The organism is Pseudomonas sp. No.21 (assembly GCF_054558415.1).
This window is the reverse complement of record NZ_BAAJNO010000014.1, coordinates 70,937-95,000: the sequence shown is the minus strand read 5'-3', so window position 1 is coordinate 95,000 and position 24,064 is coordinate 70,937. Positions and strand designations below refer to the sequence as shown.

General features: G+C 66.8%; 20 protein-coding genes. All 20 read right to left on the bottom strand.

Annotated features, from left to right (window positions below; genetic code table 11):
* Nucleotides 1-5: 5 nt before the first annotated feature.
* The 20 genes from ACYJSS_RS25705 to ACYJSS_RS25610 all read right to left on the bottom strand — a co-directional run bounded on the left by ACYJSS_RS25705 (nt 6) and on the right by ACYJSS_RS25610 (nt 24,039).
* A complete protein-coding gene (locus ACYJSS_RS25705; protein ID WP_236205878.1) occupies nt 6-1,349 on the bottom strand; it encodes a flagellar hook-length control protein FliK in 1,344 nt (447 codons plus the stop codon).
* An 84-nt stretch (nt 1,350-1,433) separates the two neighbouring features.
* Nucleotides 1,434-1,787 (bottom strand): Hpt domain-containing protein, encoded by a 354-nt coding sequence (locus ACYJSS_RS25700; protein ID WP_111260883.1) that lies wholly within the window; start codon nt 1,785-1,787, stop codon nt 1,434-1,436.
* A gap of 31 nt (nt 1,788-1,818) precedes the next feature.
* The gene (locus tag ACYJSS_RS25695) at nt 1,819-3,516 is read right to left on the bottom strand and encodes a fused response regulator/phosphatase (RefSeq protein ID WP_111260884.1); all 1,698 of its coding nucleotides are present in this window, start codon (nt 3,514-3,516) and stop codon (nt 1,819-1,821) included.
* 7 nt (nt 3,517-3,523) lie between these two features.
* On the bottom strand, nt 3,524-3,829 hold the full coding sequence (locus tag ACYJSS_RS25690) for an STAS domain-containing protein (protein WP_111260885.1): 306 nt from the start codon (nt 3,827-3,829) through the stop codon (nt 3,524-3,526).
* 72 nt (nt 3,830-3,901) lie between these two features.
* Nucleotides 3,902-4,351, bottom strand: coding sequence for a flagellar export protein FliJ (gene fliJ, locus ACYJSS_RS25685; RefSeq protein WP_111260886.1), 450 nt, complete (start codon nt 4,349-4,351; stop codon nt 3,902-3,904).
* A gap of 6 nt (nt 4,352-4,357) precedes the next feature.
* Nucleotides 4,358-5,716 (bottom strand): flagellar protein export ATPase FliI, encoded by a 1,359-nt coding sequence (gene fliI, locus ACYJSS_RS25680; protein WP_111260887.1) that lies wholly within the window; start codon nt 5,714-5,716, stop codon nt 4,358-4,360.
* On the bottom strand, nt 5,706-6,539 hold the full coding sequence (gene fliH, locus ACYJSS_RS25675) for a flagellar assembly protein FliH (protein WP_111260888.1): 834 nt from the start codon (nt 6,537-6,539) through the stop codon (nt 5,706-5,708). Before fliH ends, fliI begins: the two co-directional genes overlap by 11 nt.
* 10 nt (nt 6,540-6,549) lie before the next feature.
* Nucleotides 6,550-7,566 (bottom strand): flagellar motor switch protein FliG, encoded by a 1,017-nt coding sequence (gene fliG, locus ACYJSS_RS25670; protein WP_111260889.1) that lies wholly within the window; start codon nt 7,564-7,566, stop codon nt 6,550-6,552.
* On the bottom strand, nt 7,559-9,352 hold the full coding sequence (fliF, locus tag ACYJSS_RS25665) for a flagellar basal-body MS-ring/collar protein FliF (RefSeq protein ID WP_111260890.1): 1,794 nt from the start codon (nt 9,350-9,352) through the stop codon (nt 7,559-7,561). Before fliF ends, fliG begins: the two co-directional genes overlap by 8 nt.
* 15 nt (nt 9,353-9,367) lie before the next feature.
* The gene (gene fliE, locus ACYJSS_RS25660; RefSeq protein WP_111260891.1) at nt 9,368-9,700 is read right to left on the bottom strand and encodes a flagellar hook-basal body complex protein FliE; all 333 of its coding nucleotides are present in this window, start codon (nt 9,698-9,700) and stop codon (nt 9,368-9,370) included.
* Nucleotides 9,701-10,064: 364 nt separating this feature from the next.
* On the bottom strand, nt 10,065-11,489 hold the full coding sequence (gene fleR, locus ACYJSS_RS25655; protein ID WP_236205877.1) for a sigma-54-dependent response regulator transcription factor FleR: 1,425 nt from the start codon (nt 11,487-11,489) through the stop codon (nt 10,065-10,067).
* A gap of 4 nt (nt 11,490-11,493) precedes the next feature.
* The gene (locus ACYJSS_RS25650; RefSeq protein ID WP_111260894.1) at nt 11,494-12,708 is read right to left on the bottom strand and encodes a sensor histidine kinase; all 1,215 of its coding nucleotides are present in this window, start codon (nt 12,706-12,708) and stop codon (nt 11,494-11,496) included.
* A gap of 109 nt (nt 12,709-12,817) precedes the next feature.
* Nucleotides 12,818-14,290, bottom strand: coding sequence for a sigma-54 dependent transcriptional regulator (locus ACYJSS_RS25645; protein WP_111260895.1), 1,473 nt, complete (start codon nt 14,288-14,290; stop codon nt 12,818-12,820).
* A gap of 223 nt (nt 14,291-14,513) precedes the next feature.
* Nucleotides 14,514-14,813: a flagellar protein FliT gene (locus ACYJSS_RS25640; protein ID WP_111260896.1), complete on the bottom strand. Its 300-nt coding sequence runs from the start codon at nt 14,811-14,813 to the stop codon at nt 14,514-14,516.
* Nucleotides 14,814-14,827: 14 nt separating this feature from the next.
* On the bottom strand, nt 14,828-15,208 hold the full coding sequence (gene fliS, locus ACYJSS_RS25635) for a flagellar export chaperone FliS (RefSeq protein WP_111260897.1): 381 nt from the start codon (nt 15,206-15,208) through the stop codon (nt 14,828-14,830).
* Between the two features lie 127 nt (nt 15,209-15,335).
* Nucleotides 15,336-16,787 carry a flagellar filament capping protein FliD gene (fliD, locus tag ACYJSS_RS25630; protein ID WP_111260898.1) on the bottom strand — a complete coding sequence of 484 codons (1,452 nt, stop codon included), beginning with the start codon at nt 16,785-16,787 and terminating at the stop codon, nt 15,336-15,338.
* A gap of 79 nt (nt 16,788-16,866) precedes the next feature.
* Complete coding sequence (locus ACYJSS_RS25625; protein ID WP_111260899.1) at nt 16,867-17,244, bottom strand: flagellar protein FlaG; 378 nt, start codon at nt 17,242-17,244, stop codon at nt 16,867-16,869.
* A gap of 77 nt (nt 17,245-17,321) precedes the next feature.
* Nucleotides 17,322-18,788: a flagellin gene (locus ACYJSS_RS25620; RefSeq protein ID WP_173177766.1), complete on the bottom strand. Its 1,467-nt coding sequence runs from the start codon at nt 18,786-18,788 to the stop codon at nt 17,322-17,324.
* A 245-nt stretch (nt 18,789-19,033) separates the two neighbouring features.
* Nucleotides 19,034-22,975 carry a glycosyltransferase gene (locus ACYJSS_RS25615; RefSeq protein ID WP_236205876.1) on the bottom strand — a complete coding sequence of 1,314 codons (3,942 nt, stop codon included), beginning with the start codon at nt 22,973-22,975 and terminating at the stop codon, nt 19,034-19,036.
* Nucleotides 22,972-24,039 (bottom strand): hypothetical protein, encoded by a 1,068-nt coding sequence (locus tag ACYJSS_RS25610; protein WP_236205875.1) that lies wholly within the window; start codon nt 24,037-24,039, stop codon nt 22,972-22,974. The genes ACYJSS_RS25615 and ACYJSS_RS25610 overlap by 4 nt, the downstream gene beginning before the upstream one ends.
* Nucleotides 24,040-24,064: the final 25 nt, after the last annotated feature.

Here is a 24,064-nt window from a genome sequence, read left to right as displayed (position 1 = left end):
GCGGATCAGGCGTAGTAGTCCACCAGGCCACGCCCGCCACCCGCCGTCGGGCTGCGAATCTCGCTGATGCCGACGGCGATCTCCTCATCGCCGCCCCCGCCCAGGTGCGATGCGCCGCCATTGCCACGGCCGCTACCCCCCTCGTTGCCCTGCTGGCCCTGCCAGCCGCGGTTCAGGGACTGGTCGGAGACGTTGACGTCCAACTGGTTCATGCCCTGCTGCGAGAACATGTCGCGCAGCCGGTGCATCTGCCCTTCCAGTGCGTCGCGCACCCCGGCGTTGGGGCTGGCGAAGGTCACCTGGGTCTGGTCCTGGTTCATGTGGATACGCACTTCCAGGCGCCCCAGTTCCTGCGGGTCGAGCTGGATCTCGGCCGACTTGAGGTTCTGGCTGGACAGCCACATGACCCGGTCGACCACCGCTTCGCTCCAGCCCCCCTGGTTCATCGCCACCGGCTGGCCGGGGACCAGTGCCGGCGTGCGCTGGGCCAGGGCCGATTGCTGGCTGATGGCCTGGCCGAGCGCGTTGAGGCGACTGTCGAGGACTTCACTGCGGATCTCCGACTTGCTCTCGCCCAGGCCCTGGGTCAGTTGCTCGGAGAGCTCGGCCACCGGCAGCTCGACATCCACCGGGGCCTCGCCCGTCTCCGCCGGCTTGTCGGAGAACGCGGCCATGGCGCTGGCGAAACTCTGCCCGGCACTGGCCGAGTTCTGCGCAGTGACCGTAGTTGTGGTCGCGACCTGGACCTGGTCGCCCTCGCCGGTGGCCTGCAGGCCGACCTGCATGCCGGCGAAGCCCTGCAGCGGGTCCGCCTGCGGGTCGACCTCCAGGGTGGAGGTACCGGGAGTGGCCGCGGCGACGCCGGGCAGCCCGGTGGGCAGGGTGATTTCCGGCGCCGGCGGCTCGACCACCGGAGGTGCGATCTGGCCGCTCATGGCCATCAGCAGCAGCGGGTCGATCACCGGGTCATCCGGCTGGGTGCCGTCGCTGGCGGTGACGGTGTCGTCGCTGGCCTCGCCCCCGCCGCCGCTTCCCTTTCCGCTGTCGCGGTCGGCCGGCAAGTCGTTGCCGCTATCGGCAACCGTCGATGGCTTGCCGCTGCTGTCATTGGCCGGCCGGTCCGCCGAATCGTCCGCCTTGCGGGTGTCATCGGGCTTGTCACGGGCGGGCTTGGCCGCCGGCTCGTTTCGTTCTACAGGCTTGGCCTGCTGCTCCTTCGCATACACCTGGGCAAAGCTGGGAGCCGCATTCCTGCTGGGCTCCGGGGCCTTCACCTGGGCTTTTGCCGCCTGCACTTTCGGCTTCACATCAGGGCTGGCCTGCAGAAGCATATCGGTGGCAACGGGCATGGGCACTCTCCGCTGAGGGGTTGGTTCGTGCCAAGGGGATTGCAAGGGGCGGGCCAAGTTTCAGCCATGCAGGGCAGCGGTGCGTCAGAAGCTGTGGCGCTGGCGCTCGGAGCGGAACAGGATGCGCACGATGGCGAACTCGCGCTCGATGCGCTCGACCAGGTCCGGCGCGTCTTCCAGGCGCTCGCGGCGAGCGCTCTCTTCCAGCTGCTTGCACAGGCTCGCCAGCAACGGCGCGCCCATGTTGCTGCAACTGCCCTTGAAACTGTGCGCGGCAAGGCGCAAGGCCTGCGCGTCCTGCTGGTCACAGGCCTGGTGGAGCAGGCGCACGCGCTCTTCCGAGTCGACCAGGAAGGTGTCCAGCAACACCGGGTACTCGTCTTCCATGACTTCCTGCAAAGCGGCCAGTACGCCATTGTCGATATGCAGATCGGACAACCGGATCACTCCTTGAACGACACGATGGGAATCAGGATGGGCGCGGCCAGACGAACTCCACGCGAATGCCCCTGCCATCCTCCGGCAAGTCGCAGCGCGCGGCAAGTTGTCTGACCAGGGTCAGGCCACGACCGCTGAGGCGCGACGTGTCCGCCGCACGCGCCAGCATCGCCTGCGCATCGAAGCCCTTGCCGCTGTCCTCGACCCGAATCGACAGGCACCCGCTTTCCTCGCTCTCGGACAGCAGTTCGAGGTGGATGCGCACATGGCCGTCCTCCAGGCAGGCCAGGCGCAGGGCACGCTCGCGGTAGTACTCGGCGAACCCGCGCGCATCGCGCTTGAGCGATGAGTCCAGGCCCAGCACACCGTGCTCCAGTGCGTTGGAATAGAGCTCGGCGAGCACGGTGTAGAGCGCCCCGCCCTGGTCACGCAACCCCTGCACCTCCAGCAGCAGTTGCAGGAGGAAAGGCAGGGGATTGAAGCGCTTGAGGGTCGGGGCGCGGAACTCGAAACAGGCGGACCAATCCATCGGGCTCAGCTGGCCACTGTCGGTGAAGGCCAGTTGCGGACGCTGGTCGAGGTCCTCGACCAGCGCCACCTCGATCATGCTGACATCGTCCTGCGCCTCGCCACGGAACGCGGCCAGGGTGCGCTGGATTTCGTCGAACAACCGATCGGCGCGGGTATTGCCGGCGAACACCCGCTGCAGGCGCTCGTCACCGAACAGCTCGCCGGCTTCGTTGCGGGTCTCCAGCACGCCGTCGGACCAGAGGAACACGCGGTCGCCGACTTCCATCGGGTAGACCTCGTACTTGTCATCGAACACTGCGGGGTCGAGCACCCCGAGCGGCAGGTGCCGCGACACCAGCGGCACCACCGGGCTGCCGTCGGCACGACGCAGGTAGCCATCGGGCAGGCCGCCGTTCCACACCTCCAGCACACGACGCTGGAAGCTGAGGTTGAGCAGGGTCGCACAGCAGAAGACGCCCACCGGCAGGATGCGCTTCAGCTTGGCGTTCATCTCGCGGAGGATGTCGACCATGGCGTAGCCCTTGGCGGTCATCCCGTAGAACACCTCGGCCAGCGGCATCGCGCCGATGGCGGCCGGCAAGCCGTGGCCGGTGAAATCGCCGAGCAGTACGTGCATGCCGCCGGAGGGCTTGAACGCGGCCAGCAGCAGGTCGCCATTGAACAGCGCGTAGGGCGATTGCAGGTAGCGGATGTTGGAGGCATTGAGGCAGCCGGAGTGGGCCACCTTGTCGAACACCGCCTTGGCCACCCGCTGCTCGGTGAGCAGGTGTTCGTTGTGCTTGGCGATCAGGTCACGCTGGTGCAGGACCGTCTCCTGCAGGCGGCGCAGGCGATCCATGGCCTTGATCTTGGCTTCGAGGATGACGCGGTTGTAGGGCTTGGCGAGGAAATCGTCACCACCGGCCTCCAGGCAGCGCACCAAGGCCTCGTTCTCGGTCAGCGAGGTGAGGAAGATGATCGGCACCAGCTCCTCGCCCGCCAGTTGCTTGATCCGCCGTGCGGCCTCGAAGCCGTCCATGACCGGCATCAGCGCATCCATCAGCACCATGTCCGGCCGCTCCTGCTCGAACAGCGCCACCGCTTCCAGGCCATTGGCCGCCGTCAGGGCACGATGGCCCTGGCGGTTGACGATGGTGGAGAGCAGCATGCGGTCGGCTGCGTTGTCCTCGGCGATGAGGATCGACAGGCGGGCCGACATGGCGGTTTCAGGCAATCTGGAACAGCTGTTCGAAGTTGGAGATGGCGAGGATCTTGCGGACGTCGGGGTTGCAGTTGACCAGGCGGATCTGCGCGCTGTCGCCGCCCGCATGGTCACGCAGCAGGAGCAGCATGCCCAGGGCCGAGCTGTCGAGGTAGGTGGTGCCCTTGAGGTCCACCACGTAGCGTGTGGGGTGGATGCTCACGCGCTCGTAGGCGTCGCGAAATTCCTGGTGGGCCCCGAAATCGAAACGTCCCTGGATGACGATGGTCAACTCTTGCCCGTCGCTCGAAGGCAGCGAGGTGATGGCCATGCAAGACTCCTTGATCAGATGAAAACGCGTGCTGAAGATTTAGCACCCGCCTGGAGCCTCGGCAACCGCGATTTAGCGTTCCTCACGCCCGATGAGGCGTTGCGAGAGCTCGTCGAGCAGCTTCTGCTCGCGCTTGTCCTGGATCGCCCGCGCTTCGTCGAGGTAGCGCTGCACCAGTTTCTTCAGGCCCTCCAGGCGTGCGTAGCGCTGCTGCCAGGCCTCACGCGCCTTGACCAGATTCTCGCGGTGCCAGGCCACGCTCTGGGTCTGCTGGGCGACGGCCGTTTCCAATTGCGAGAGAAAGCGCTGGTAGTTGGTCAGCCACTGGCCGGAGACGCCCTTGCTGCCCTGAGTGATCCACTGCTGCTGGTAGTCGGACCGAAAACGCTCGAGATCGCCGAGCTTGCCTTCGGCCTGGCCGAGCAGGCCCTGGCAGTGGCCGACCTGGCGGGCGGCGTCGCGTTCGGCTTTCTGCGCCATTTCCACCACGGGTGCCAGGCGCGCGGCGCGGTCACGGGCCATGGATCATCAGCCCGCGTTGCCGGTGTTCAGCACCGCTGCCAGGCCTTCGACACTCTGCGCCAGCGGCTCGCTTTCGTTGAGCCCCTGATGGAGGTAGCGGGCCATGGCCGGATGCCGGGCGATGGCCAGGTCGGTGTCGGCGTCGCCACCGGCGACATAGGCCCCGACGCTGATCAGATCGCGGCTCTGCTGGTAGCGCGACCACAGTTGCTTGAAGCGCTGGGCCAGCTTCATGTGCTCCGGGCTGACCACCTGGGGCATGACCCGGCTGATCGACGCCTCGATGTCGATGGCCGGATAGTGCCCCTCCTCCGCCAGGCGGCGTGACAGCACGAAGTGGCCATCGAGCACGCCACGCGCCGCGTCGGCGATCGGGTCCTGCTGGTCGTCGCCCTCGGACAGCACGGTGTAGAAGGCGGTGATGGAACCCCCGCCCTTCTCGCCGTTGCCGGCACGCTCCACCAGCTTGGGCAGCTTGGCGAACACCGATGGCGGGTAGCCCTTGGTCGCCGGGGGCTCGCCGATGGCCAGGGCGATCTCCCGCTGGGCCTGGGCGAAGCGGGTCAGCGAATCCATCAGCAGCAGGACGTTCTTGCCCTTGTCGCGGAAGTACTCGGCGATGCGCGTGCAGTACATGGCGGCGCGCAGGCGCATCAGCGGGGCGTCGTCCGCAGGGGATGCGACCACCACGGAGCGCTTGATGCCCTCCTCGCCGAGGATGTGCTCGATGAATTCCTTGACCTCGCGGCCCCGCTCGCCGATCAGGCCGACGACGATGATCTCCGCCTCGGTGAAGCGGGTCATCATGCCCAGCAGCACCGACTTGCCGACGCCGGTGCCGGCGAACAGGCCGAGACGCTGGCCCCGGCCAACGGTGAGCAGGCCGTTGATGGAGCGGATGCCGACGTCCAGCGGCACGGAAATGGGGTCACGGTTGAGCGGGTTGATCACCGGGCCGTCCATCGCCACCCAGTCCTCGGCCTTCATCCCGCCCTTGCCATCCAGGGCACGCCCGGCGCCATCGAGCACGCGACCGAGCATGGACATGCCCATGGGCAGGCGCCCGGTATCGGGCAACGGCACCACGCGCGCGCCCGGTGCGATGCCGGCGAGGCTGCCGACGGGCATCAGGTAGATCTTGTTGCCGGAAAAGCCCATGACCTCGCCTTCGACCTGCACCGGGTGGTAGCTGTCGTCGTTGATCACCAGGCAGCGGCTGCCGATCGCGGCGCGCAGGCCTTCGGCCTCGAGGGTGAGGCCGACCATGCGCAGCAGGCGTCCTTCCACCACCGGCTGGGTGGGCAGCCGTACGGCATCGGCGTAGCCGCCGAGGCGCTTGGCGAAGCTGATGCGCTCAAGACGCATGGGGGTGTTCCGGGGCACTCAGGTCGAGGGCGATGTCGGCGGCCGGCGGGTGCACCTTCTGCTCGCGCTGCTGGTCGAACAGCTGCTTGAGCGCCTGGCTCATGCGCGTCTCGATGCTGGCGTCGACGCGGCTGTGCTCGGTCTCGATGCGACAGCCACCGGGCAGCAGCGTCTCGTCCTCGAGGATGCGCCAGGTTTCTTCGTGGCGCTCGCGCAGGGCCTTCACCAGCTCGAAGTCCTGCGGGTTGATGTGGATGCGCAGGTTGCTGGCGCCCATGGGCAGCAGCTTCAGGGCCTCGCGCAGGATCTGGCGGATCTGGCTGGAGTCCATCGCCAGCTCGCGCTGGATGACCTGGCGGGTCATCTGCCCGATCAGGTGCACCATGGCCTCTTCCAGCTGCTGGTCCTGTTCGGCGATGGGCGCCATGAGCTGGCCCATGAGGCTTTCCAGGGACTCCAGGCGCGCATTGGTGGCCACCTCGGCCTCCTGCCGCGCCTTGATCTGGCCGGCGTGGAAACCGTCCTTCTCGCCGGTGGCGAAGCCCTCGTTGTAGGCGTCCTGGCGGATCGCTTCCAGCTCATCGAGCGTCAGCGGCTTGACGGCCTCGGGCTCGACCTCCTCGATCGCCTGGGGCGTTTCCAGCGTCGGGGCGGCTTCAGCGGCTTCGGCGGTGGCCGGTGCGTCCGGCTGCCGGACGGGCTCGACCGGCTCCTCGGCCACATCGGCGGGCCCTTCGGGGTCGAAGCTGGGCAGGGACCAGCGGTCGAAGGCGCTCACGTCCTTGGCGCGGATCAGCTCGCTCTGCGCTTCCTTGGTAGCCATCGGGCGGGCCTCAGATCATTTCTTCGCCGCCCTTGCCGCCGAGCACGATTTCTCCGGCTTCGGCCATGCGACGGGCGATGGTGAGGATTTCCTTCTGCGCGGTCTCCACGTCGCTGACGCGGACCGGGCCCTTGGCCTCGAGGTCGTCGCGCAGCAGCTCGGCCGCGCGCTTGGACATGTTCTTGAAGACCTTCTCCTTGATCGCCTCGTCCGACCCCTTGAGGGCCAGCACCAGCACATCGGAGGACACCTCGCGCATCAGCGCCTGGATGCCGCGATCGTCGACGTCGGCGAGGTTGTCGAAGACGAACATCAGGTCCTCGATCTGGCTGGACAGGTCCTCGTCCACTTCGCGGATGGAGTCCATGAGCTGGCCCTCCACCGAGCTGTCGAGGAAGTTCATGATGTCCGCCGCGCGTTTCACGCCGCCCATGGTGGTGCGGGTGGAGCTGGCGTTGCCGGCGAACTGCTTCTCGAGGATCAGGTTGAGTTCCTTGAGCGCGGAAGGCTGCACGGTGTTCAGCGAGGACACGCGCAGGATGATGTCCAGGCGCACCTTGTGGTCGAAGTGGCTGAGCACCTCGCCGGCCTGGTCCGGGTCGAGGTAGGCGACCACGATGGCCTGGATCTGCGGGTGCTCGTAGCGGATGACATCGGCCACGGCGCGCGGCTCCATCCACTTCAGGCTGTCCAGGCCGCTGGTGCTGCCGCCTAGCAGAATACGGTCGATCAGGTTGTTGGCCTTGTCCTCGCCCAGGGCCTGGGTGAGCATCTTGCGGATGTAGCCGTCGGCACCGACGCCCAGGCTGGTCTGGTCGCCGACGATCTCGACGAACTCGCCCATCACCTGCTCGACCTGCTCGCGGTGCACGTTGCGCATCTGCGCCATCGCCACGCCGACCTTCTGCACTTCCTTCGGGCCCATGTGGCGCAGCACCTGCGCGGCATCGGTCTCGCCGAGGGAAAGCAGGAGGATGGCGGCCTTGTCCACCTTGGTCAGCTTGACCGGGGCGCGATTATCACTCATCGGCGTTGATCCACTCTTTGACTACCAGGGCCACGCGGCCCGGGTCTTCGGCTACCAGGCTCTTGATCGCGTTCAGTTGTGCATCATACCCCTCGCTCGGGCTCGGCAGCAGGATGCTTTGCGGCCCACCGAGGCTCACCCGATCATCGGACAGCTCGCCGGACAGCCCGCCCATTTCGCCCAGCTCGACGTCCCCGTCGCGACCGCCGCCGACCAGGTCCTTGCCCTTGCCGCCGCCGGAGATGTTGTTGAGCACGGGACGCAGCACGAACCACACCAGGATCAGGATCAGCAGCGCCGGGAACAGCTGCTTCAGGCCCGACGTCAGCATCTGGAACCAGACCTGCTCGTACCACGGCAGTTCGATCACCTCCTCGCCCCCGCCGACGAACGGGGTGTTGATCACGCTGACGCTGTCGCCACGGCTGGCATCGAAGCCAACGGCATCCTGCACCAGGCGGGTGAAGCGGGCGATCTCGTCGGCCGTCCAGGGTACATGGGTGGTCTCGCCCTGGGCGTTGACCTTGACCTGGTCGTCCAGCACCACGGCGACGGAAAGCCGGCGCAGGCGACCCTGCTGTTGCTTGGTATAGCTGATGGAGCGATCCAGCTCGAAGTTGCGCGTGGTCTGGTCGCGCTTGTCGGTCGGGTACGGCGCCAGCATCGGCTTGCCGGTGGCCTGGTCGATGATCTGCTGGCCGTTGTCGTCGAGGATCGGCTGACCGGGTGCCACGGCCGGTGCGGCAGCGGCCGGAGCGGCCTGCTGCGGGGCCGTGGCCGGGCCCGGGGGCTGGTTGGACAGCGCACCGGGCACGCCCTGCGGACCGGAGGCGGCCTGGCGCTCCTCATTGAGCTTCTGCTCGCTGCGTAGCGCGGGCTGGTCCGGGTTGAACATTTCGGCGGTGGACTCAACCGCGCTGAAGTCGACATCCGCGGACACTTCGGCCTTGTAGCGGCCATTGCCCAGCACCGGCTGCAGGATGCTGTGCACGCGCTGGGTGAACAGGCTTTCCATGCGACGCGTGTAGTCGTACTGCTTGCCCGCCATGGACAGCTCGGAAAGCTCCTGCTGGTCGGACAGCAGCGTGCCCTTCTGGTCCACGACCGTGACCTGGCCCTTGTCCAGTTCCGGCACGCTGGTGGCGACCAGGTTGACGATCGCCATCACCTGGCTCGGCTCCAGGGAACGCCCCGGGTACAGCTCGACCAGCACCGAAGCGCTGGGCTTGCGCTCGTCGCGGACGAATACCGAGCTCTTGGGAATGGCCAGGTGCACGCGAGCGCCCTTGACGTTGTTCAGGCTGGAGATGGTGCGTGCGAGCTCGCCTTCCAGGCCCCGACGGTAGCGGGTCGCCTCCATGAACTGGCTGGTGCCCAGCCCCTGCTCCTGGTCGAGGATCTCGTAGCCGACGTTGCCATCGTTCGGCGCGATGCCGGCACCGGCCAGCTTGATGCGGGCACGGGCGACGTCGTCGGCCTTGACCAGCAGGGCGCCGGAATTGGGTTCGATCTTGTAGGGGATGTCGGCGCCGTTCAGGGCTTCCATCACCTGGTTGGCATCCATGCCGCTGAGGCTGCCGTAGAGCGGACGGTAGTCCGGCTGCTGCGACCAGAGCACCACGGCGAAACCGATCGCCACGCTGGCGGCGAGACCGACCAGCAGGCCGATCTGGCGCAGCATGCTCATCTGCGACAGGTTTTCCAGGAATGCCAGCCCGAACAGGGGCTTCTTCTCGCCTTGCTCGCCCGCCTGGGCCGGGACGTTAGCGGTTGCCGCGTCTGCCATTTCTCAACCCTGCCCTTAAACCGGCATCTGCATGATGTCTTGATACGCCTGGACCAGCTTGTTGCGTACCTGGGTCATGGCCTGGAAGGACACGCTGGCCTTCTGCGAGGCGATCATCACGTCGGTGATGTCGACGCCTTTCTGCCCCATCTCGAAAGCGGTGGCGAGCTGGCTGGACGCCTGCTGGGTCTCGTTCACCTTGTTGACGGCCTGGCCGAGCATGTCGGAAAAGCTCGGCGCGTTGACCTCGGGCGTAGCGCTGGCCACGGGCTTGGTACGGGCCATGGCCTCCATCTGCATGGAGCGCATTTCCAACATCAGGCGATTGAATTCGACACCCTGGCTCATCACATTCCTCCGCGACCGCAATTTTTTGACACTGGAGCGGTCTTTGCGGGGGAGGTTGCAACAAGGGTGCCAAGGTGGGGGGGGGGGGAGCAGCCTCAAGCAGCAAGCTTCAAGCGGCAAGTCTTAAGAGCAGCAGCCGCTCAAGCTCTCGCATGGCCTCCAGAGCGTAGGGTGGACCACGCTTCACCGGTCCACCATTCGGAGTCTTCCTGAACTGCGATCTGCGTGGGTTTCGCTCCGCTCTACCCACCCTACACAGCGGCAAGCTACAAGTAGCGGGCAGTAGCAGGCCCACTCGAGGTGAGCAGGCCGGACTTCTTGCAGCTTGCGGCTTATAGCTCAAGCGCTTGCGCGCGCTCCAGCGTCAGCTGGCATACAGATACGCCTCCACATCCATCCCCGCATCGCGCATCTGCGCGAGCTTGTAGCGCAGGGTGCGCGGGCTGATGCCCAGGCGTTCGGCGGCTTCCTTGCGGCGGCCGCGCTCGGAGCGCAGGGTGTCGATGATCATCTGGAACTCGTGTCGACGCAGGTCTTCGCCCAGCGCGCCTGCGGCGTCCGCAGCGGGCGCGGCAGGGCTGGCGGGCAGGCCGACCGGCGCCGGAACGACGGCGGCGACCGGGCTCAGGGGTACCGATACCGGTGCGACGGCCATGCCGATGGGCGCGATGAGGCACAGGTCGTGGGGCTGGATCAGGCCGCCCTGCTGGAGGATCAGCGCACGCTGGATGGCGTTGTCCAGTTCGCGGACGTTGCCCGGCCAGGGGTGGCTGACCAGCGCCTGGCGCGCCTCGGCGGAGAAGCGCACCGGGGCATGGTTCATTTTCTTGACGTGCTTGCCCAGCAGGCGCTCGGCCAGGGGCAGGATGTCCGCCGGGCGCTCGCGCAACGCGCGCCAGGCCAGGGGGAAGACCGAGAGGCGGTAATAGAGGTCCTCGCGGAAGCGCCCCGCCGCCACTTCGCCGGCGAGGTCGCGGTTGGTGGTGGCCAGTACGCGGATGTCCAGCTCGATGGGCTTGCGCGCACCGACCCGCTCCACCTCGCGCTCCTGCAGTACGCGCAGCAGCTTGGCCTGCAGGCCCAGGGGCATCTCGGAAATCTCGTCGAGGAGGATGGTGCCGCCATCGGCCAGTTCGAACTTGCCGGGCTGGGCGGCGATGGCACCGGTGAAGGCACCCTTCTCGTGACCGAACAGGGTCGCCTCGAGCATGTTGTCGGGGATCGCCGCGCAGTTGATGGCGATGAAGGGCTTGTTGGCACGCGGTGACTGCTGGTGGATGTAGCGGGCGAGCACTTCCTTGCCGGTACCGGACTCACCGGAGATCAGCACGGTGGAGTCGCTGCGGGCCACACGGGCGGCCAGTTCCAGCAGTTGCAGGCTGGCCGGCTCTTGGGCCACGGGGCCCTCCCCTTCACCGGCGCTGGCGCGTCCCAGGGCATGGCGCTCGACCAACTCCAGCAGCGCGCGCGGCTCGAAGGGCTTGACCAGGTAGTCGGCGGCACCCTGGCGGATCGCGTCGACCGCACGCTCGACGGCGCCATAGGCGGTCATCAGCAGCACCGGCAGTTGCGGGTAGCGGGTACGCACCAGCGCGAGCAACTGGTGGCCATCCATGCCGGGCATGTTGACGTCGCTGATCATCATGCCGAAGGGCTCCTCGCCCAGGGCCACCAGGGCGGCCTCGGCGCTATCCGCTTCGCGGAAGTCGTAGCCGCCGAGCATCAGGGTGTCGGCAAGCGCTTCGCGCAGGGCACGGTCGTCTTCGACCAACAGAACTTTGACGGTCATGGGGTTACTCCTGAATTACCGGCTGTGCCGTGCCAAGCAGCGGCAGGACCAGGGTGGCGCAGGTGCCACGACCGGGGCGGGAGCTGAGCAGCAACTCACCCTGGTGCGCACGCGCCACCGCCTTGACCACCGCGAGGCCGAGGCCCGTTCCGGTGGTCTTGGTGGTGAAGAAGGGTTCGCCCAGGCGAGCCAGGGTGGCGGCGTCCATGCCCGGGCCGTTGTCACTGATGCACAGGCGCAGCGTGCCGCTGCGGCTGTACAGGTGGATCTTCAGGCGCACGTCGCGGCCGGCGGCCTGGATGGCGTTTTCGATGAGGTTGAGCAGCGACCCCACCAGGGTGTCGCGGTTGCACAGCAGTTCGCCGCCGCTGGCGTCGCATTGCCAGCGCACGGAGAGGCCACCGACATGGGATTCGGCGGCCGAGCGCAACGCGGCGAAGAGCATCACCGGCTTCAGGCGATCCGGCAGGGGCAGGTCGCCACGGGCGAAGATCAGCATGTCGCGGACCTGGTGCTCCAGCTCGTGCAGCCGCTCCTTCAGGCGCCCGGCGAAACGCTGCTGCTGCTCCACCGGCAGGACCTGCTCGGTGAGATGGCTGGCATAGAGCAGCGCGGCGGACAGCGGCGTACGGATCTGGTGGGCCAGGGAGGCGACCATGCGCCCCAGCGCGGAGAGGCGCTCATGACGGGCCAGCTGGTCCTGCAGGCGACGGGTTTCGGTGAGGTCGGCGAGCAGTACCAGTTGCCCGGGCTCGCCGTTCAATGAACGGGTGGCGATGGACAGGCGGCGCCCGTCCTTCATGGATATCTCGTGACCGTCGTCCTTGCGGGGGGCGAAGTTGCGGGCGATGACCTCGCGCCAGAGCATCCCCACCAGCGGCTTGCCGAGCAGGCTGCGCGCCACGGGGTTGGCTTCCCGGACCACGCCCTGGCCGTCGATGACGATGACGCCGCCGGGCAGCAGGTCGAGCAGGCTCTGCAGGCGCAGGGCCAGGCGTTCCTTCTCGGCGAGTTCCTGCATGCGCTGGGCGCTGACCAGGGCCAGCTGCCCCTTGAGCTCCGTCACCCGGGCTTCCAACAGGCTGTACGACTCGCTCAGCTGGTTGGACATCTGGTTGAACATGGCGAACGCCTGCTCGAGGCTGGCTCGGCCGGCCTCTTCCACGGGCGCCGCACTGGCGGACTCAGGTTTCTGCGATGGGCTGGCACTGGCGGTCATGATTCTCTCTCGCTCGGCAAACCGTCAGGAGACGGTCAGTCGAGAGAGACATAGCAATACCCGTGCCTAAAAAAATATCCTTTTAAAACAATGAATTACGAAATCAGCGTCAATCTTCTGCCATTTCGTCGTCGCGACGGCTCATGCCGTACTTGCGCATCTTCTCCACCAGGGTGGTGCGGCGGATGCGCAGGCGCTCGGCGGCGCGGGCCACCACGCCGGCGGCGTCGTCCAGGGCCTGCTGGATCAACCCCTGCTCGAGGTTGCCCAGGTAGTCCTTGAGGTCCAGGCCCTCGGGCGGCAGCATCGCCGGACTGCTGACGCCAGGCAGGCCGGCACCGATGGCGGAGCGCTCTTCGAGCTCCTCGCGCAGGCTGGCGGCCAGTTGCTCGTCCTCGTCATCCACGTGGCGGAATTTCTTCGGCAGCTCGGTCACGCCGATGACGCCGTAGGGATGCATGATCGCCATGCGCTCCACCAGGTTGGCCAGCTCGCGGACGTTGCCGGGCCAGTCGTGGTTGCACAGCGACATGATGGCGGCGGAGTTGAAACGGATGGAGCCACGCTTCTCGTGCTCCATGCGCGAGATCAGCTCGTTCATCAGCAGCGGGATGTCCTCCACGCGCTCGCGCAGCGGGGCCATCTCGATGGGGAACACGTTGAGGCGGTAGTAGAGGTCTTCGCGGAAGCCGCCGGTCTCGATCATCTGCTCGAGGTTCTTGTGGGTGGCGGCGATGATGCGCACGTCGACGTTCTGGGTCTTGTTGCTGCCCACGCGCTCGAAGGTGCGCTCCTGCAGCACGCGCAGCAGCTTGACCTGCATGGGCAGCGGCATGTCGCCGATCTCGTCGAGGAACAGGGTGCCGCCGTTGGCCAGCTCGAAACGCCCGGCGCGGCTGGTGATGGCACCGGTGAAGGCGCCCTTCTCATGGCCGAACAGTTCGCTTTCCAGCAGCTCGGCAGGGATGGCACCGCAGTTGACCGGAACGAAGGGCGCATCGCGACGCTTGGAGTGGTAGTGCAGGTTGCGCGCCACCACCTCCTTGCCGGTGCCCGATTCGCCCAGGATCAGCACGCTGGCGTCGGTATCGGCCACCTGCTGCATCATCTGCCGCACCTGCTGGATGGCACGGCTGGTGCCCACCAGGCTGCGGAACAGGTTCGGCTCGCGCTGGCGCCCGCGCTCGCGGGCCTGGTCGTACATTTCGCGGTAGACCTGGGCGCGGTGCAGGGAGTCCAGCAGTTTGTTGTAGCTGGGCGGCATCTCGAGGCTGGCCAGCACACGGCGGCGCACCTCATCGGACCAGTCGGCCGGGACCACCTGGTCGATCAGCAGCACGGGCAGGAACTCGTCCCAGGTGGCCACCTGCTTGAGCAGCTCGGTGGTGCCACCCTTGGACTCGACATCCCCGAGCAGGACGCAGAGCACATCGCGCGTGGCGTTCAGCGCGCCGACGGCTTCACGCCAGTCGCGGCTGGCGCAGGCCAGGTGCTCTTCGCCGAGAAAGTTCAGAATGACCGCCAGATCACGGCGGCGATCGCTGTTGTCGTCAATCAGCAGAATCTTGGTTTCACGCCACATGCTTGTTCTGTTCTTTGCTCGAGGGCTGATGCCGCCTCTGCAGCGGCACAAGGGCAACCGGTGCCATCAGATTCCCGATGAACGCCAGCAATTGGCCACTAGTAAAGTCAAAAAAGTGCCAAGAGTCAAATTTATGGCGTGCTTTTTTTGCGTCTGGCGACAGATAGCCTAAGAGGCTGAGGGTGCAGCGCCGATCACCTGCCGACGCCGCATCGGGACGCTATCAGCCGAACAGCTGATAGACCTTCGCGCCCTGGTTGGAGCGGACGAGATTGCGGAGTTCGTCGGCGACCTGGTCGCGCTGCTGGGCACAGGCTTCGGTGAGACGACGGTAGACATCGATCAGCGCTTCCAGCTGGGCACGCAGGCCCTCTTCCATGTCGGCGCAATCGAGCATGGCGACATTCACCTGGTCGCGGCACTGGCGGTCGAGCTGGCTCACGATTTCCCAGTCCTGGCTCTCGAAGGCGGAGACCAGGGCCAGGCGGGTTTCTTCGATCTGCTGGAGCATGGCTTGGCTCATTTTCCTCTCCTAACTCAGGGCGCTATGGCATCCCAGCCGGACTTCACTTCACGCAGCAGGCCGGCAACCTCGGTGAGAACCGCAGGGTCGTTGGCTTTGTTGGCGTGGATGAGGCGCGCGATCATGTATTCGTACAGGCGATCGAGATTGGCCGCGACTTCGCCACCGCGAGTCGGGTCCAGTGCCTCGCGGAGGCCGCCGATGATACCGATGGATTTGCTGATCAGCTCGCCTTTCAGTGAGGCCTGGTCGCGCATCATCGCGCCCTGGGCCTGAGCCATGCGTTCGAGCCCGCCTTCCATCAGCATCTGGATCAGGCGATGAGGGCTTGCATCAGAGACCTGAGCCTGAACATTCACCTGCTGATACTGCTTCATGGCCAACATCGCTCTCATCTCGCAACTCCTCGTGAACCAGTGTTTCTTCGATGTCCATAATATCGGCTGGTTTCACGGGAGCTTTAAGCCTCCTGCTGAGCTTTTTTCGTCATTAGGACGCGAGCTGACCAAACCTCGGGTTCGGTCAGTTCTTCTTGGTCAGGCCAGGCAGTGCGTCGAGCTGAGAGGTCAGGCTGTCGCTGGTGCCCTGCATCTGCGCCAGCAGGGAGTCGAGGGTGGTGAACTGCTTGTACAGGCGGGTCTGCAGCGCGGTCATGCGCAGGTCGAGGGCCTCCTGCTGCTTGTCGACCCCCTTGATGGTGTCGCGAAGCACCTTGCTGCGCTGCTCGATGACACCGGTGGAGTCGGTATAGGGCTTGGCCTGCTTGGTCATGCGGCTGGCCAGGCCGTTGTCACCGGTGAAGAAATCGGAGATGCCCTGGTAATCGGCGGCGATGGCCTTGTCCAGCTTGGTGGCGTCCAGGTCCAGGGTGCCGTCCTGCTTGGTGGTGATACCCAGGCTGGCCAGGGCCTTGACGGAGCCTTCGCCACTGGGGGTGACCAGCTCGCTGCGCATCGAGGCGAGCAGGGAACGGGCGGTGGAGTCGCCGGCCAGCGCCGCCACCACAGGGTCGCTGCCTTCCACAGTGGTCACCTTGGTCAGCGAACTGATGGTGCTGACCATCTTGTTGTACGCGGTGACGAAGTTCTGCACGTTGGTCTTAACCGCACTGCTGTTCTGCGAGACGGTCAGGGTCAGCGGCTTGTTGGCCTCGGTCTCGGCGGTCAGGTTCAGGGTGACGCCATCGATGGCGGTGGTGACGGCGTTGGAGTCGCTCACCACGTTGAGGCCGTCCACCGTCAGCTTCGCGCTCTGGGCGGTCGACAGGGTCTTGCCGGCCTTGGCCACGGCCGCGTCGTACTCGGCGGTGGTCGGGAAGTCCGCCGGGTTCAGGGTCGGGCCGGGGAAGGTCAGCTGGCTCAGGTCGGTGTTGCTGCCCGAGGTGCTGGTGCCGGTCATGGTGATGTCTTTGCCATCGCCCATCTTGCTGCTGCTCAACACCAGGCGCGAACCCTGGTTGTCGGTGACGATGGTGGCGCTGATGCCCTTCGCCGCGCCCTGCTTGTTGATCGCGTCGCGGATGCCGGAAAGGGTGTTGTTGGTGCTGTCGACGGCAACGGTCAGCGCATCGTCGCCACCGATCTTGATGTCCAGCGAGCCTTCGTTGAACTTGGTGGTCGCGCCGGTACCGAATGCAGCGGACGCGATCTTGCTGCCGGTGGCCAGCTGGGTGACGTTGATCTTGTAGGTGCCGCCGATGGCGCTCTGGCTGGCCGTGGCGTTGAGCGCCGCGGTGTTGCTCGAGGTCGCGGTGCGGGACAGGAAGCTGGTGGGGCTGTTGAGCAGCGACATCGCCGTCTGGAAATCACTGACGGCGCTCCGAAGCGAGCCGAGGGCGGTGAGCTTGGTCGTGGACTTCGACTCGAGGGTATCGAGCTGGTTCTGCTTCGGCGCCCTGGCGTTGGCCACCAGCGCTTTCACAGTGGCATCGATATCGATGAGTCCAGATCCAACCGTACCGATGGTGGTAGCCATCTCACACCTCCGTCAAAAAAACGTCCCGAGTTCCCTTCGGGGAACGATCATGAGTTTGGCACTCAAGAAACGTACCAACTCAAGCCTTGGCCTCGAACATCAGACTGCGGATGTCTTCCAGGCGTTCAGCGAGCTTCAGCAATTCCTCGGAGGGGATCTGCCGGATCAGCTTGCCGGAATCCGTATCGATGACCTTCACCACCACTTCACCGCTGGAGTCATCGACGTTGAAGTCCAGGCCGCGTTTCACCGTCTGGACGAAGGACTGGATATCGGCGACCGCCGATTCCAGGTCACCACCTTGGGCCTGGGAACGGGCATCCGCCTCTTCGGGGCTTGCCGCATTGCTGGCGGGCGCTACCGTCCTGGCAGCCTCCTGGCCGGGCGTTACGCTGGCAACGGGGTCCTTGGCCAACCTGGGCAGGGCACCGACCGACGTAATGTTCGAGATATCCATTTTACATACCTCACAATGGCCAAATGGGAGGAAGGGTTATCCCCTTCCCCCCATTGTTGCTGGGCGCTCTTCCTGCGTTATTGCAGCAGGCTGAGGACCGACTGCGGCAGCTGGTTCGCCTGGGCCAGGATCGCGGTACCGGCCTGTTGCAGAACCTGGTTCTTGGACAGGGTCGCAGTTTCAGCTGCGAAGTCGGTGTCCTTGATCCGGCTACGAGCAGCGTCGGCGTTCTCGGAGATGTTCTGCAGGTTGGCTACGGTGTTATCGAAGCGGTTCTGCACAGCACCGAGGTCGGCACGCTGGGAGTCGATCGCGGCCAGGGCGCTATCGACCACGGCCAGGGCGCGCTGGGCACCGTCGGCGGTGGAGATATCGACGTTGGCAACGGTGTTCAGCGTCGAGGAGCTGGCGTTGAACACACCACCGGTCGCACCGGTCACCGCGAAGGATACCGGGGAATCCAGCTGTACGTAACCGAAGGCCTTGCCCCCACCCGCCTTCACGTCCGCGGATGCGCCGTAGGTACCGTCGCTGCCCTGTACGGCCACGTCGATGGTGCCTGCGGAGGTACCGGTGGCAGTGCCGAACTGGATCGTCTCACCGGTGGACGAGGTGATGGTGATCTTGTCGCTCTGCGTGTCGTAGTTGGCGGTCAGGCCAAGCTTGCCGGCGTTGGAGTTGATCTGGTTGGCCAGGTCTTCGTTGGAGGTCACACCCACCATCTGAACGGTGTTGGAACCTACGGTCATGTTGAAGGTGGCAGCACCGGAGGTGAAGTTCACATCGGCCTGGATCACGGTACGGGCAGTGGCAGAGAGGCCGGCGATCGAGCCGTCGAACTTCTGCGCGATGCTCTTCGCGCTGTCGGTCGCAGTGATGTTCACGTCCTTGGTCTGGCCATTGCCGACCACGGTCACGGTGCCGGAGGCGAAGGCGCCGCCGCTACCGGTGACCAGGGTGCCTGCGACGGTGGAGACCGAGGCGGCCGAAGCACCGGCAGCGTTGGTGGAGGCACCGCCACCGACCTGGTAGGAACCCAGCTTGGCGGAGGACGCGTCTTTCAGGGTCACGTCGATGGTTTCGTAGGCGTTGGAACCGACCTGGAAGCTGGTGGTACCGAAGGTGCCGTCCAGCAGCTTGCGGCCACCGAAGGTGGTGGTTTCGGCGATACGGGACAGTTCGGCCTGCTGGGCGGTCACTTCTTTCTGCAGGGCGGCGCGGTCGGCGTCGCTGTTCGAGCCGCTGGCTGCCTGGATGGACAGGTCGCGGATACGCTGCAGGATGTTGGTGGACTGCTGCAGGGCACCTTCAGCGGTCTGCGCCAGGGAGATGCCGTCGTTGGCGTTGCGGGTCGCCTGGTTCAGGCCGCTGATCTGGTTGGTCAGACGGTTGGAGATCTGCAGGCCGGCGGCGTCGTCCTTGGCACTGTTGATACGGTTGCCGGTGGAGAGACGCTGCAGCGAGGTGTTCAGCGAGTTGGACGATGCGTTCAGGTTGCGCTGAGTGTTGAGCGAAGCGATGTTTGTGTTGACTGTAAGTGCCATTTGGCGTCTCCCGAAGTACCTAGTATTTACCTGAGCTTTGCGACCTTCAGGACCTGCTGCTCAGGTGCCCCTAGAATTCGCATTCGAACTGTTTATCGGCGCTTGCTGGTGGAGCTTTAGGGGAAATTTGAAATTTATTTCGCCTTGGGCTTGCCGAGCAGGCTCGAACAGTGTTCGTACCAGGGTTATCGGCAGGCGTAGCGAAGGTTTAGCCGTTCGCCACGCCGTTCGTCGGCGACCTCCGGTCAGTCCGGCAGCCAGGCGGAGCGCCAGCGCACGAGGTTGTCCCCCTCCAGCATCCAGTTGCCCAGCACCTGTGCCCGCAGGGCGTCGCCGGCGGCGGCCGTGGCGTCCAGGTCGGCCAGGTGCATGCGGATGGCGTCCACCCAGTCGCGGAAGCGGTTCTTCACGCGGGTGGCGGTGAGATCGCCGCGGTAGCAAAGCGCATCGCTGCAGATCACCGGGAAGCCGCAGGCCCCGTACTCCAGCAGGCGCAGGTTGCTCTTGCACTCGTTGAACAGGTTCTGCTCCAGCGGCGCCAGGGCCAGGTCGAGGTCCAGGCTGGCCAGCTTGGCCGGGTACTGGTCGATGGGCAGGCCCATGTGGAACTCGTGGACGAACGGTCGCAGCTTCTCCGGGCACATGCCGAAGAACACCCACTCCACCTCCCCCGCCAGTTCGCGCACCACGTCGGCGATCAGCTCCAGGTCGCCCTGGTGGCTGCTGCCGCCGGCCCAGCCGACGCGGGGCTTGCGACCGCGACGGCGCTGGCTGCGCAGGTTGCCCCACCAATGGGTGGGCAGGGTGTTGGGCACCACGCGGATGTCCGGGTGCAGGTCGGCGAAGGCTTCCGCCAGGGGCTGCGTCGAGACCACGAAGCGGTCGGTCAGGGAAACCGCCTGGCGCAGGGACTTGAGGATGTCCCGGGGCATGGTCTCGCGGTGCATGCTCTTGAGCGGCAGGTTGGGCAGGTAGTCGTCCAGCTCGTAGACCTTGAAGGCGCCGGAGAGGGCCTTCACCTCGCGCATGCCCGCGATCTGCGGCTCCATGATCTGCCGCTGGAACACCACGCTGCGGGCACCGAAGCGCTCCAGCTCCACCGGCGCCAGGTGCACGGCGCTGATCAGGCCGTCGATCAGGCCCTCCTCGCGCAGCGCGGCGAAGGGCTGGCGCACGCGATAGTGGCCGCAGCCGGTGGCGTCCGCCGGGTAGCAGAGCACCTGGGGCAGCAACGGATGGTGCACCCGCCGCGTGCCGTACTCGAAGCCGAAGCCATTGCCGGCCAGGGACAGGTTGGCGTTGTAGGCCGGATCGCGGGCCAGGGTCGGCAGCCAGCGCTGCAACATCTCCTCGCGCGCCGCCTTGAGCGCGGCCTGGCGCTGCAAGGCGCCGTCGATGGCCAGCACGGGCAGCTCGATGCCGTCGCGCAGCACCGTGCAATGGGGCGTCCAGACGTTCAGCAAACCCGCGCTGCGGATGCGCAGGCACAGGTCGATGTCGCCATAGAAGGCGCTCAGCTGCGCCTCGTCCATGCCGCCGACCTCGATGTAGGCGCTGCGTCGCACCATCAGGCAGGCCGAGCCGACCGCGCTGTAGTTCTGCGTCACCTGCAAGCGGTTCATGTAACCAGGGGCGTCGCCCTCCTCGCCGACGAAGGCGCGCCCGGCGACGTCGTGCAACCCCAGCACGATGCCGGCCTGCTCGATGCACCCCATCGAATCGAGCACCTTGGCACCCACCACCCCCACTTCCGGGCGCTGGGCATGATTGAGCAACTGCTCCAGCCAATCCTCCTGCACCACCTGCACGTCGTGGCTCAGCAGCAGCAGGTAGTCGGATTCCACCGCCATCGCCACGGCATTGACCGTCGCCGAGAAATTGAATGCCCCGGCGAAGCGCCAGACCTTCACCTGCTCGCTCTGCAGCGCCTCGACGCCGTCGAGCCACTGGCGGGTCGCCGGCTCCCGGCTCTCGCAGTCGACCAGCAGCAACTCGTAGCGGGCGTAGCGGGTCTTCTCCAGCACGCTCTCCACGCAGCGCTGGAGCAGCGGCAGGTGGTCACGCACCGCCACCACTATGGACACCCGTGGCTGGTCCGCGTGGCCGTAGTCGATGTGGTAGCGCCCCGGCATGAACGCCTGCACCGTGGCCGGGTAGCCACGGGCCTGCAGATGGCGCTCCAGCGCGACCTGTTCGGCGGGGTTGAAGGCCAGGCTGGGGACATCCGCCACCAGCAGCACCTCGGGCAGGTGCAGCAGGCCGTTGCCGCCAGAGCCCTGGACCAGGCGCAGGACGAGGTCCAGCCGGCAGGCATCGCCGAACACCGGATCGAAGCCGCCCAGCTCGACGAAGCTGCGCCGGCGCAGCGCCCAGTGACGGCCGTGCATGGCCGGGAAGCTCAGCAGCAGATCGAGGTTGAAGTCCGGCTTGAACAGCGCCCCCAGGGCACCGGAGGGCGAACGTTGCAGCTCGTCGGCATAGAAGGCGTGGATGATCTCGCCGGTCTGCGCCTCATGGGCCAGGGCCTCGGCGAGCTCCAGGCAGAACAGCAAGGGCCCGGCCTGGGTGAACTCGGTGCCCGCGTCCACCAGCAGCACCCAGTCGAAGGCGGCTGCGGCGACGAACCCGTTGATCGCCTCATAGGGATCATCGGGCGAGGCCAGGACGAAACCGGCGCGCGTGCCCACGGCCGTCGCACTGGCGCCGAAGACGGTGACGTCCACCGGCGCCGGCAATGCGCGCTCCAGGCTCGCCAGGGTGCGCTCCAGCGCCCGCGCATCGTTGCGCTCGAGCACCAGCACCCCGAGCACGGGGCCGTCGCCCTTGCACAGCGCCAGGCGCTCGTCGATCAGAGCGCGCTCGGCCGCCACCGGCAGGCGCGAATCGAGCCAGGCGAGCAGCTTGGGCACCAGGCCCACGGCCATCTCGCCCATCAGCTCGGCGACACGGGCCGAGGCCAGGCCGTCGATGCCGAGGTTGAAATAGGGACGCGCCCGTGCCGCCAGCGCCTGCTGCCGCTCGCGGAACGCCGTATCCACCAGCAGTAGGCGGATGGCCTCGGCGAGCTCACCGGGCTCGACGTCCAGCACGCCCGCCTCGGCGTCGTAGCACGGCCCGAACAGGGTGTTGGCCGGGTGCTGCAGGTTGATCGCCGGGGTGCCGCAGAGCATCGCCTCGACGCAGTAGTTGGAGTCCACCGCCACCAGCACGTCGGCGCTGGCGGCCCAGAGCGGGCCATCCTCGACCAGGTAGAAATAGCGCGCCGGGTCCGCACCGCGCTCGGCCAGCAGCTCCTTGAAGCGGCGCTCGCCGAAGTGATAGTTCGGCGGCCGGTCCTTGATGATCGGGTTGATCTGCAGGCCGGCGCGGAAGAGGGTTTCGCAGGCGTCGATGAAGGCACCCACCGTCTGCCCGAAGATGCCTTCGTCGCCATGGGCGGTCAGGCTGCTGGTCCAGGTGGTGCCGAACACCACGATGGGCTCGCCCTCGCGCAAGGCGTGCCGGCGTCGCAGCTCGCCCTCGTGGACCAGCCGTTCGCCGGCCAGCTTGAGGAACTTGTCCCAGGCCGGGTTGCCGGTCACGCGCAGGCGCTCGGCCGGCACGCCGTAGTCCAGGTACCCCTCCAGCCCGCGCTGCCCATAGACCGCATGGATGTCCGCCACCAGGTGAGCATGCACGGTGTGCGGGTCGTTCAGCGCCAGGGCGTGGGACAGGTGCAACGACGGGATGCCCTGGGTCCGCGCCCAGTGCATCGCCACCTTGGACACCGGCAGCACGTCCTCGCTGCCGATCATCAGGCACAACTGGTAGTGCCGCTGGGCCAGTTCCAGGCCATGCAGCACGGTCATCAGCAGCGGCAGCTCGGCATCCAGGCGCGCGCCGATCACCCGCGCCAGCGCCCCGCCCTCCTCGGCCGCCAGCAGCGCCGGCAGCGCCTGTTCCAGGTGCTGGCCGTACAGCTCGCGCAGCGGCTCCCACTCGGCACGTATACCCTGGGCGCCCATGTCGCCGAGCTCCTGGTCCATGGCATAGAGCTTGCCACCGGCCTCGTCGACGATATCGATCAGCGCCTGGGAGATGTACGGGGTCAGGGTGACCACGGTGAGCGGGCCGTGGCGCTTGAAGAATTCCTTCAGCACGCCCACCTGGGGCTCCCAGAGGAAACTGACGATGGCGGGGGTTTTCACGAGCTGACTCCGCTGTGGGTCTTGAAGTAATCGCGCAGCAGCGCGGTCGCCAGGTGGTACTCGAGGCCGGAGACCAGGTCCACGCCTTGCCGCTGCCGCAGCATCGGCTCCACCACCCAGCCCCGGGCGATGGCCATGTTGCGGCCGTCGATGGCCTGGGCCCGCTGCCAGCGACGCAGCTGCTCGGCGACCTCGGGCGCCAGCCAGGGCTCCAGGTCGAAGTCGGGGCGATGGAAGGCCAGGGCCTGGTGCAGGAGGAACAGCACGTGCCGGGTCCGCAAGCTGCCGAGCAGCCCGGCGGTCTGCGCGGCAAAGGTTTCGGGGCCCTGCTGCAGCAGGCCCTCGATACCGGCCAGCGACGGCGCCGCGAGCACCGCCTCGCGGGCAGCCAGGCGTTCGGCCCAGGCGGCGTTGCCGGCCGGGTCGCGACGCTTCTCCAGGGCCACCAGGTAGCGCCCGCTGGCAGAGGTGCCGAGCCTGGCGAGCACCTTCTGCTCCAGTTGCAGCGCCAGGCCGAAGAGCGCCTCGTCGCTGTCGAGCCAGGACAGCAGCCGCAACCATTTGAAGCGCCGCTCCAGGCGCAGGTAGAGCAAGGCGTTGTCCCACAGGCCCGCATAGGGCTCCAGCGCCACCAGGCTCAGGCCCCGGGCATCGGCCGCCGCCAGCAACGCGGCAGGCGAGCAGAGCGCCACCGCCGGGTCGTCACGGCCACGCTCGGGCCAGGCCGCCGGCGACTCGCCGAAGGCCGCCTGCCAATGGGCGGGCGAGCGCAGGTCGAGGACCACCCGCCCCGCAGGCCGCAGGCCTTCGGTGCAGCGATCCAGCAGGTGCGCCAGGTCGCCCGGCGCCGGCAGCGCGGCGAAGGCGCGAACGCCGTCCCAGGCCTCGCGGGCACCGGCGGTCGGTTCGACGACCACGCGCCCGGCCAGGTGGCGGGCGGCGAAGTCGTCCTCCACGGCACGGCGCAGGCGGGCGATGCCGGGGTTGTCGAAGAGCTGCGGCCCTTCGGACAGCGCCAGGTGGTTGGCGCTCCAGTCTTTCTCGTCAAGCGGCTGCGGATTCATGTGCGGTTCCAGGGGCCAGGCCCCA

Bases quoted from the DNA above. Each gene is read 5' to 3' on its own strand.
- ACYJSS_RS25705 (WP_236205878.1), bottom strand. From the start codon at position 1,349: ATGCCCGTTGCCACCGATATGCTTCTGCAGGCCAGCCCTGATGTGAAG.
- ACYJSS_RS25695 (WP_111260884.1), bottom strand. From the start codon at position 3,516: ATGTCGGCCCGCCTGTCGATCCTCATCGCCGAGGACAACGCAGCCGAC.
- ACYJSS_RS25690 (WP_111260885.1), bottom strand. From the start codon at position 3,829: ATGGCCATCACCTCGCTGCCTTCGAGCGACGGGCAAGAGTTGACCATC.
- fliJ (WP_111260886.1), bottom strand. From the start codon at position 4,351: ATGGCCCGTGACCGCGCCGCGCGCCTGGCACCCGTGGTGGAAATGGCG.
- fliI (WP_111260887.1), bottom strand. From the start codon at position 5,716: ATGCGTCTTGAGCGCATCAGCTTCGCCAAGCGCCTCGGCGGCTACGCC.
- fliH (WP_111260888.1), bottom strand. From the start codon at position 6,539: ATGGCTACCAAGGAAGCGCAGAGCGAGCTGATCCGCGCCAAGGACGTG.
- fliG (WP_111260889.1), bottom strand. From the start codon at position 7,566: ATGAGTGATAATCGCGCCCCGGTCAAGCTGACCAAGGTGGACAAGGCC.
- fliF (WP_111260890.1), bottom strand. From the start codon at position 9,352: ATGGCAGACGCGGCAACCGCTAACGTCCCGGCCCAGGCGGGCGAGCAA.
- fliE (WP_111260891.1), bottom strand. From the start codon at position 9,700: ATGAGCCAGGGTGTCGAATTCAATCGCCTGATGTTGGAAATGCGCTCC.
- fleR (WP_236205877.1), bottom strand. From the start codon at position 11,489: ATGACCGTCAAAGTTCTGTTGGTCGAAGACGACCGTGCCCTGCGCGAA.
- ACYJSS_RS25650 (WP_111260894.1), bottom strand. From the start codon at position 12,708: ATGACCGCCAGTGCCAGCCCATCGCAGAAACCTGAGTCCGCCAGTGCG.
- ACYJSS_RS25645 (WP_111260895.1), bottom strand. From the start codon at position 14,290: ATGTGGCGTGAAACCAAGATTCTGCTGATTGACGACAACAGCGATCGC.
- ACYJSS_RS25640 (WP_111260896.1), bottom strand. From the start codon at position 14,813: ATGAGCCAAGCCATGCTCCAGCAGATCGAAGAAACCCGCCTGGCCCTG.
- fliS (WP_111260897.1), bottom strand. From the start codon at position 15,208: ATGAGAGCGATGTTGGCCATGAAGCAGTATCAGCAGGTGAATGTTCAG.
- fliD (WP_111260898.1), bottom strand. From the start codon at position 16,787: ATGGCTACCACCATCGGTACGGTTGGATCTGGACTCATCGATATCGAT.
- ACYJSS_RS25625 (WP_111260899.1), bottom strand. From the start codon at position 17,244: ATGGATATCTCGAACATTACGTCGGTCGGTGCCCTGCCCAGGTTGGCC.
- ACYJSS_RS25620 (WP_173177766.1), bottom strand. From the start codon at position 18,788: ATGGCACTTACAGTCAACACAAACATCGCTTCGCTCAACACTCAGCGC.
- ACYJSS_RS25610 (WP_236205875.1), bottom strand. From the start codon at position 24,039: ATGAATCCGCAGCCGCTTGACGAGAAAGACTGGAGCGCCAACCACCTG.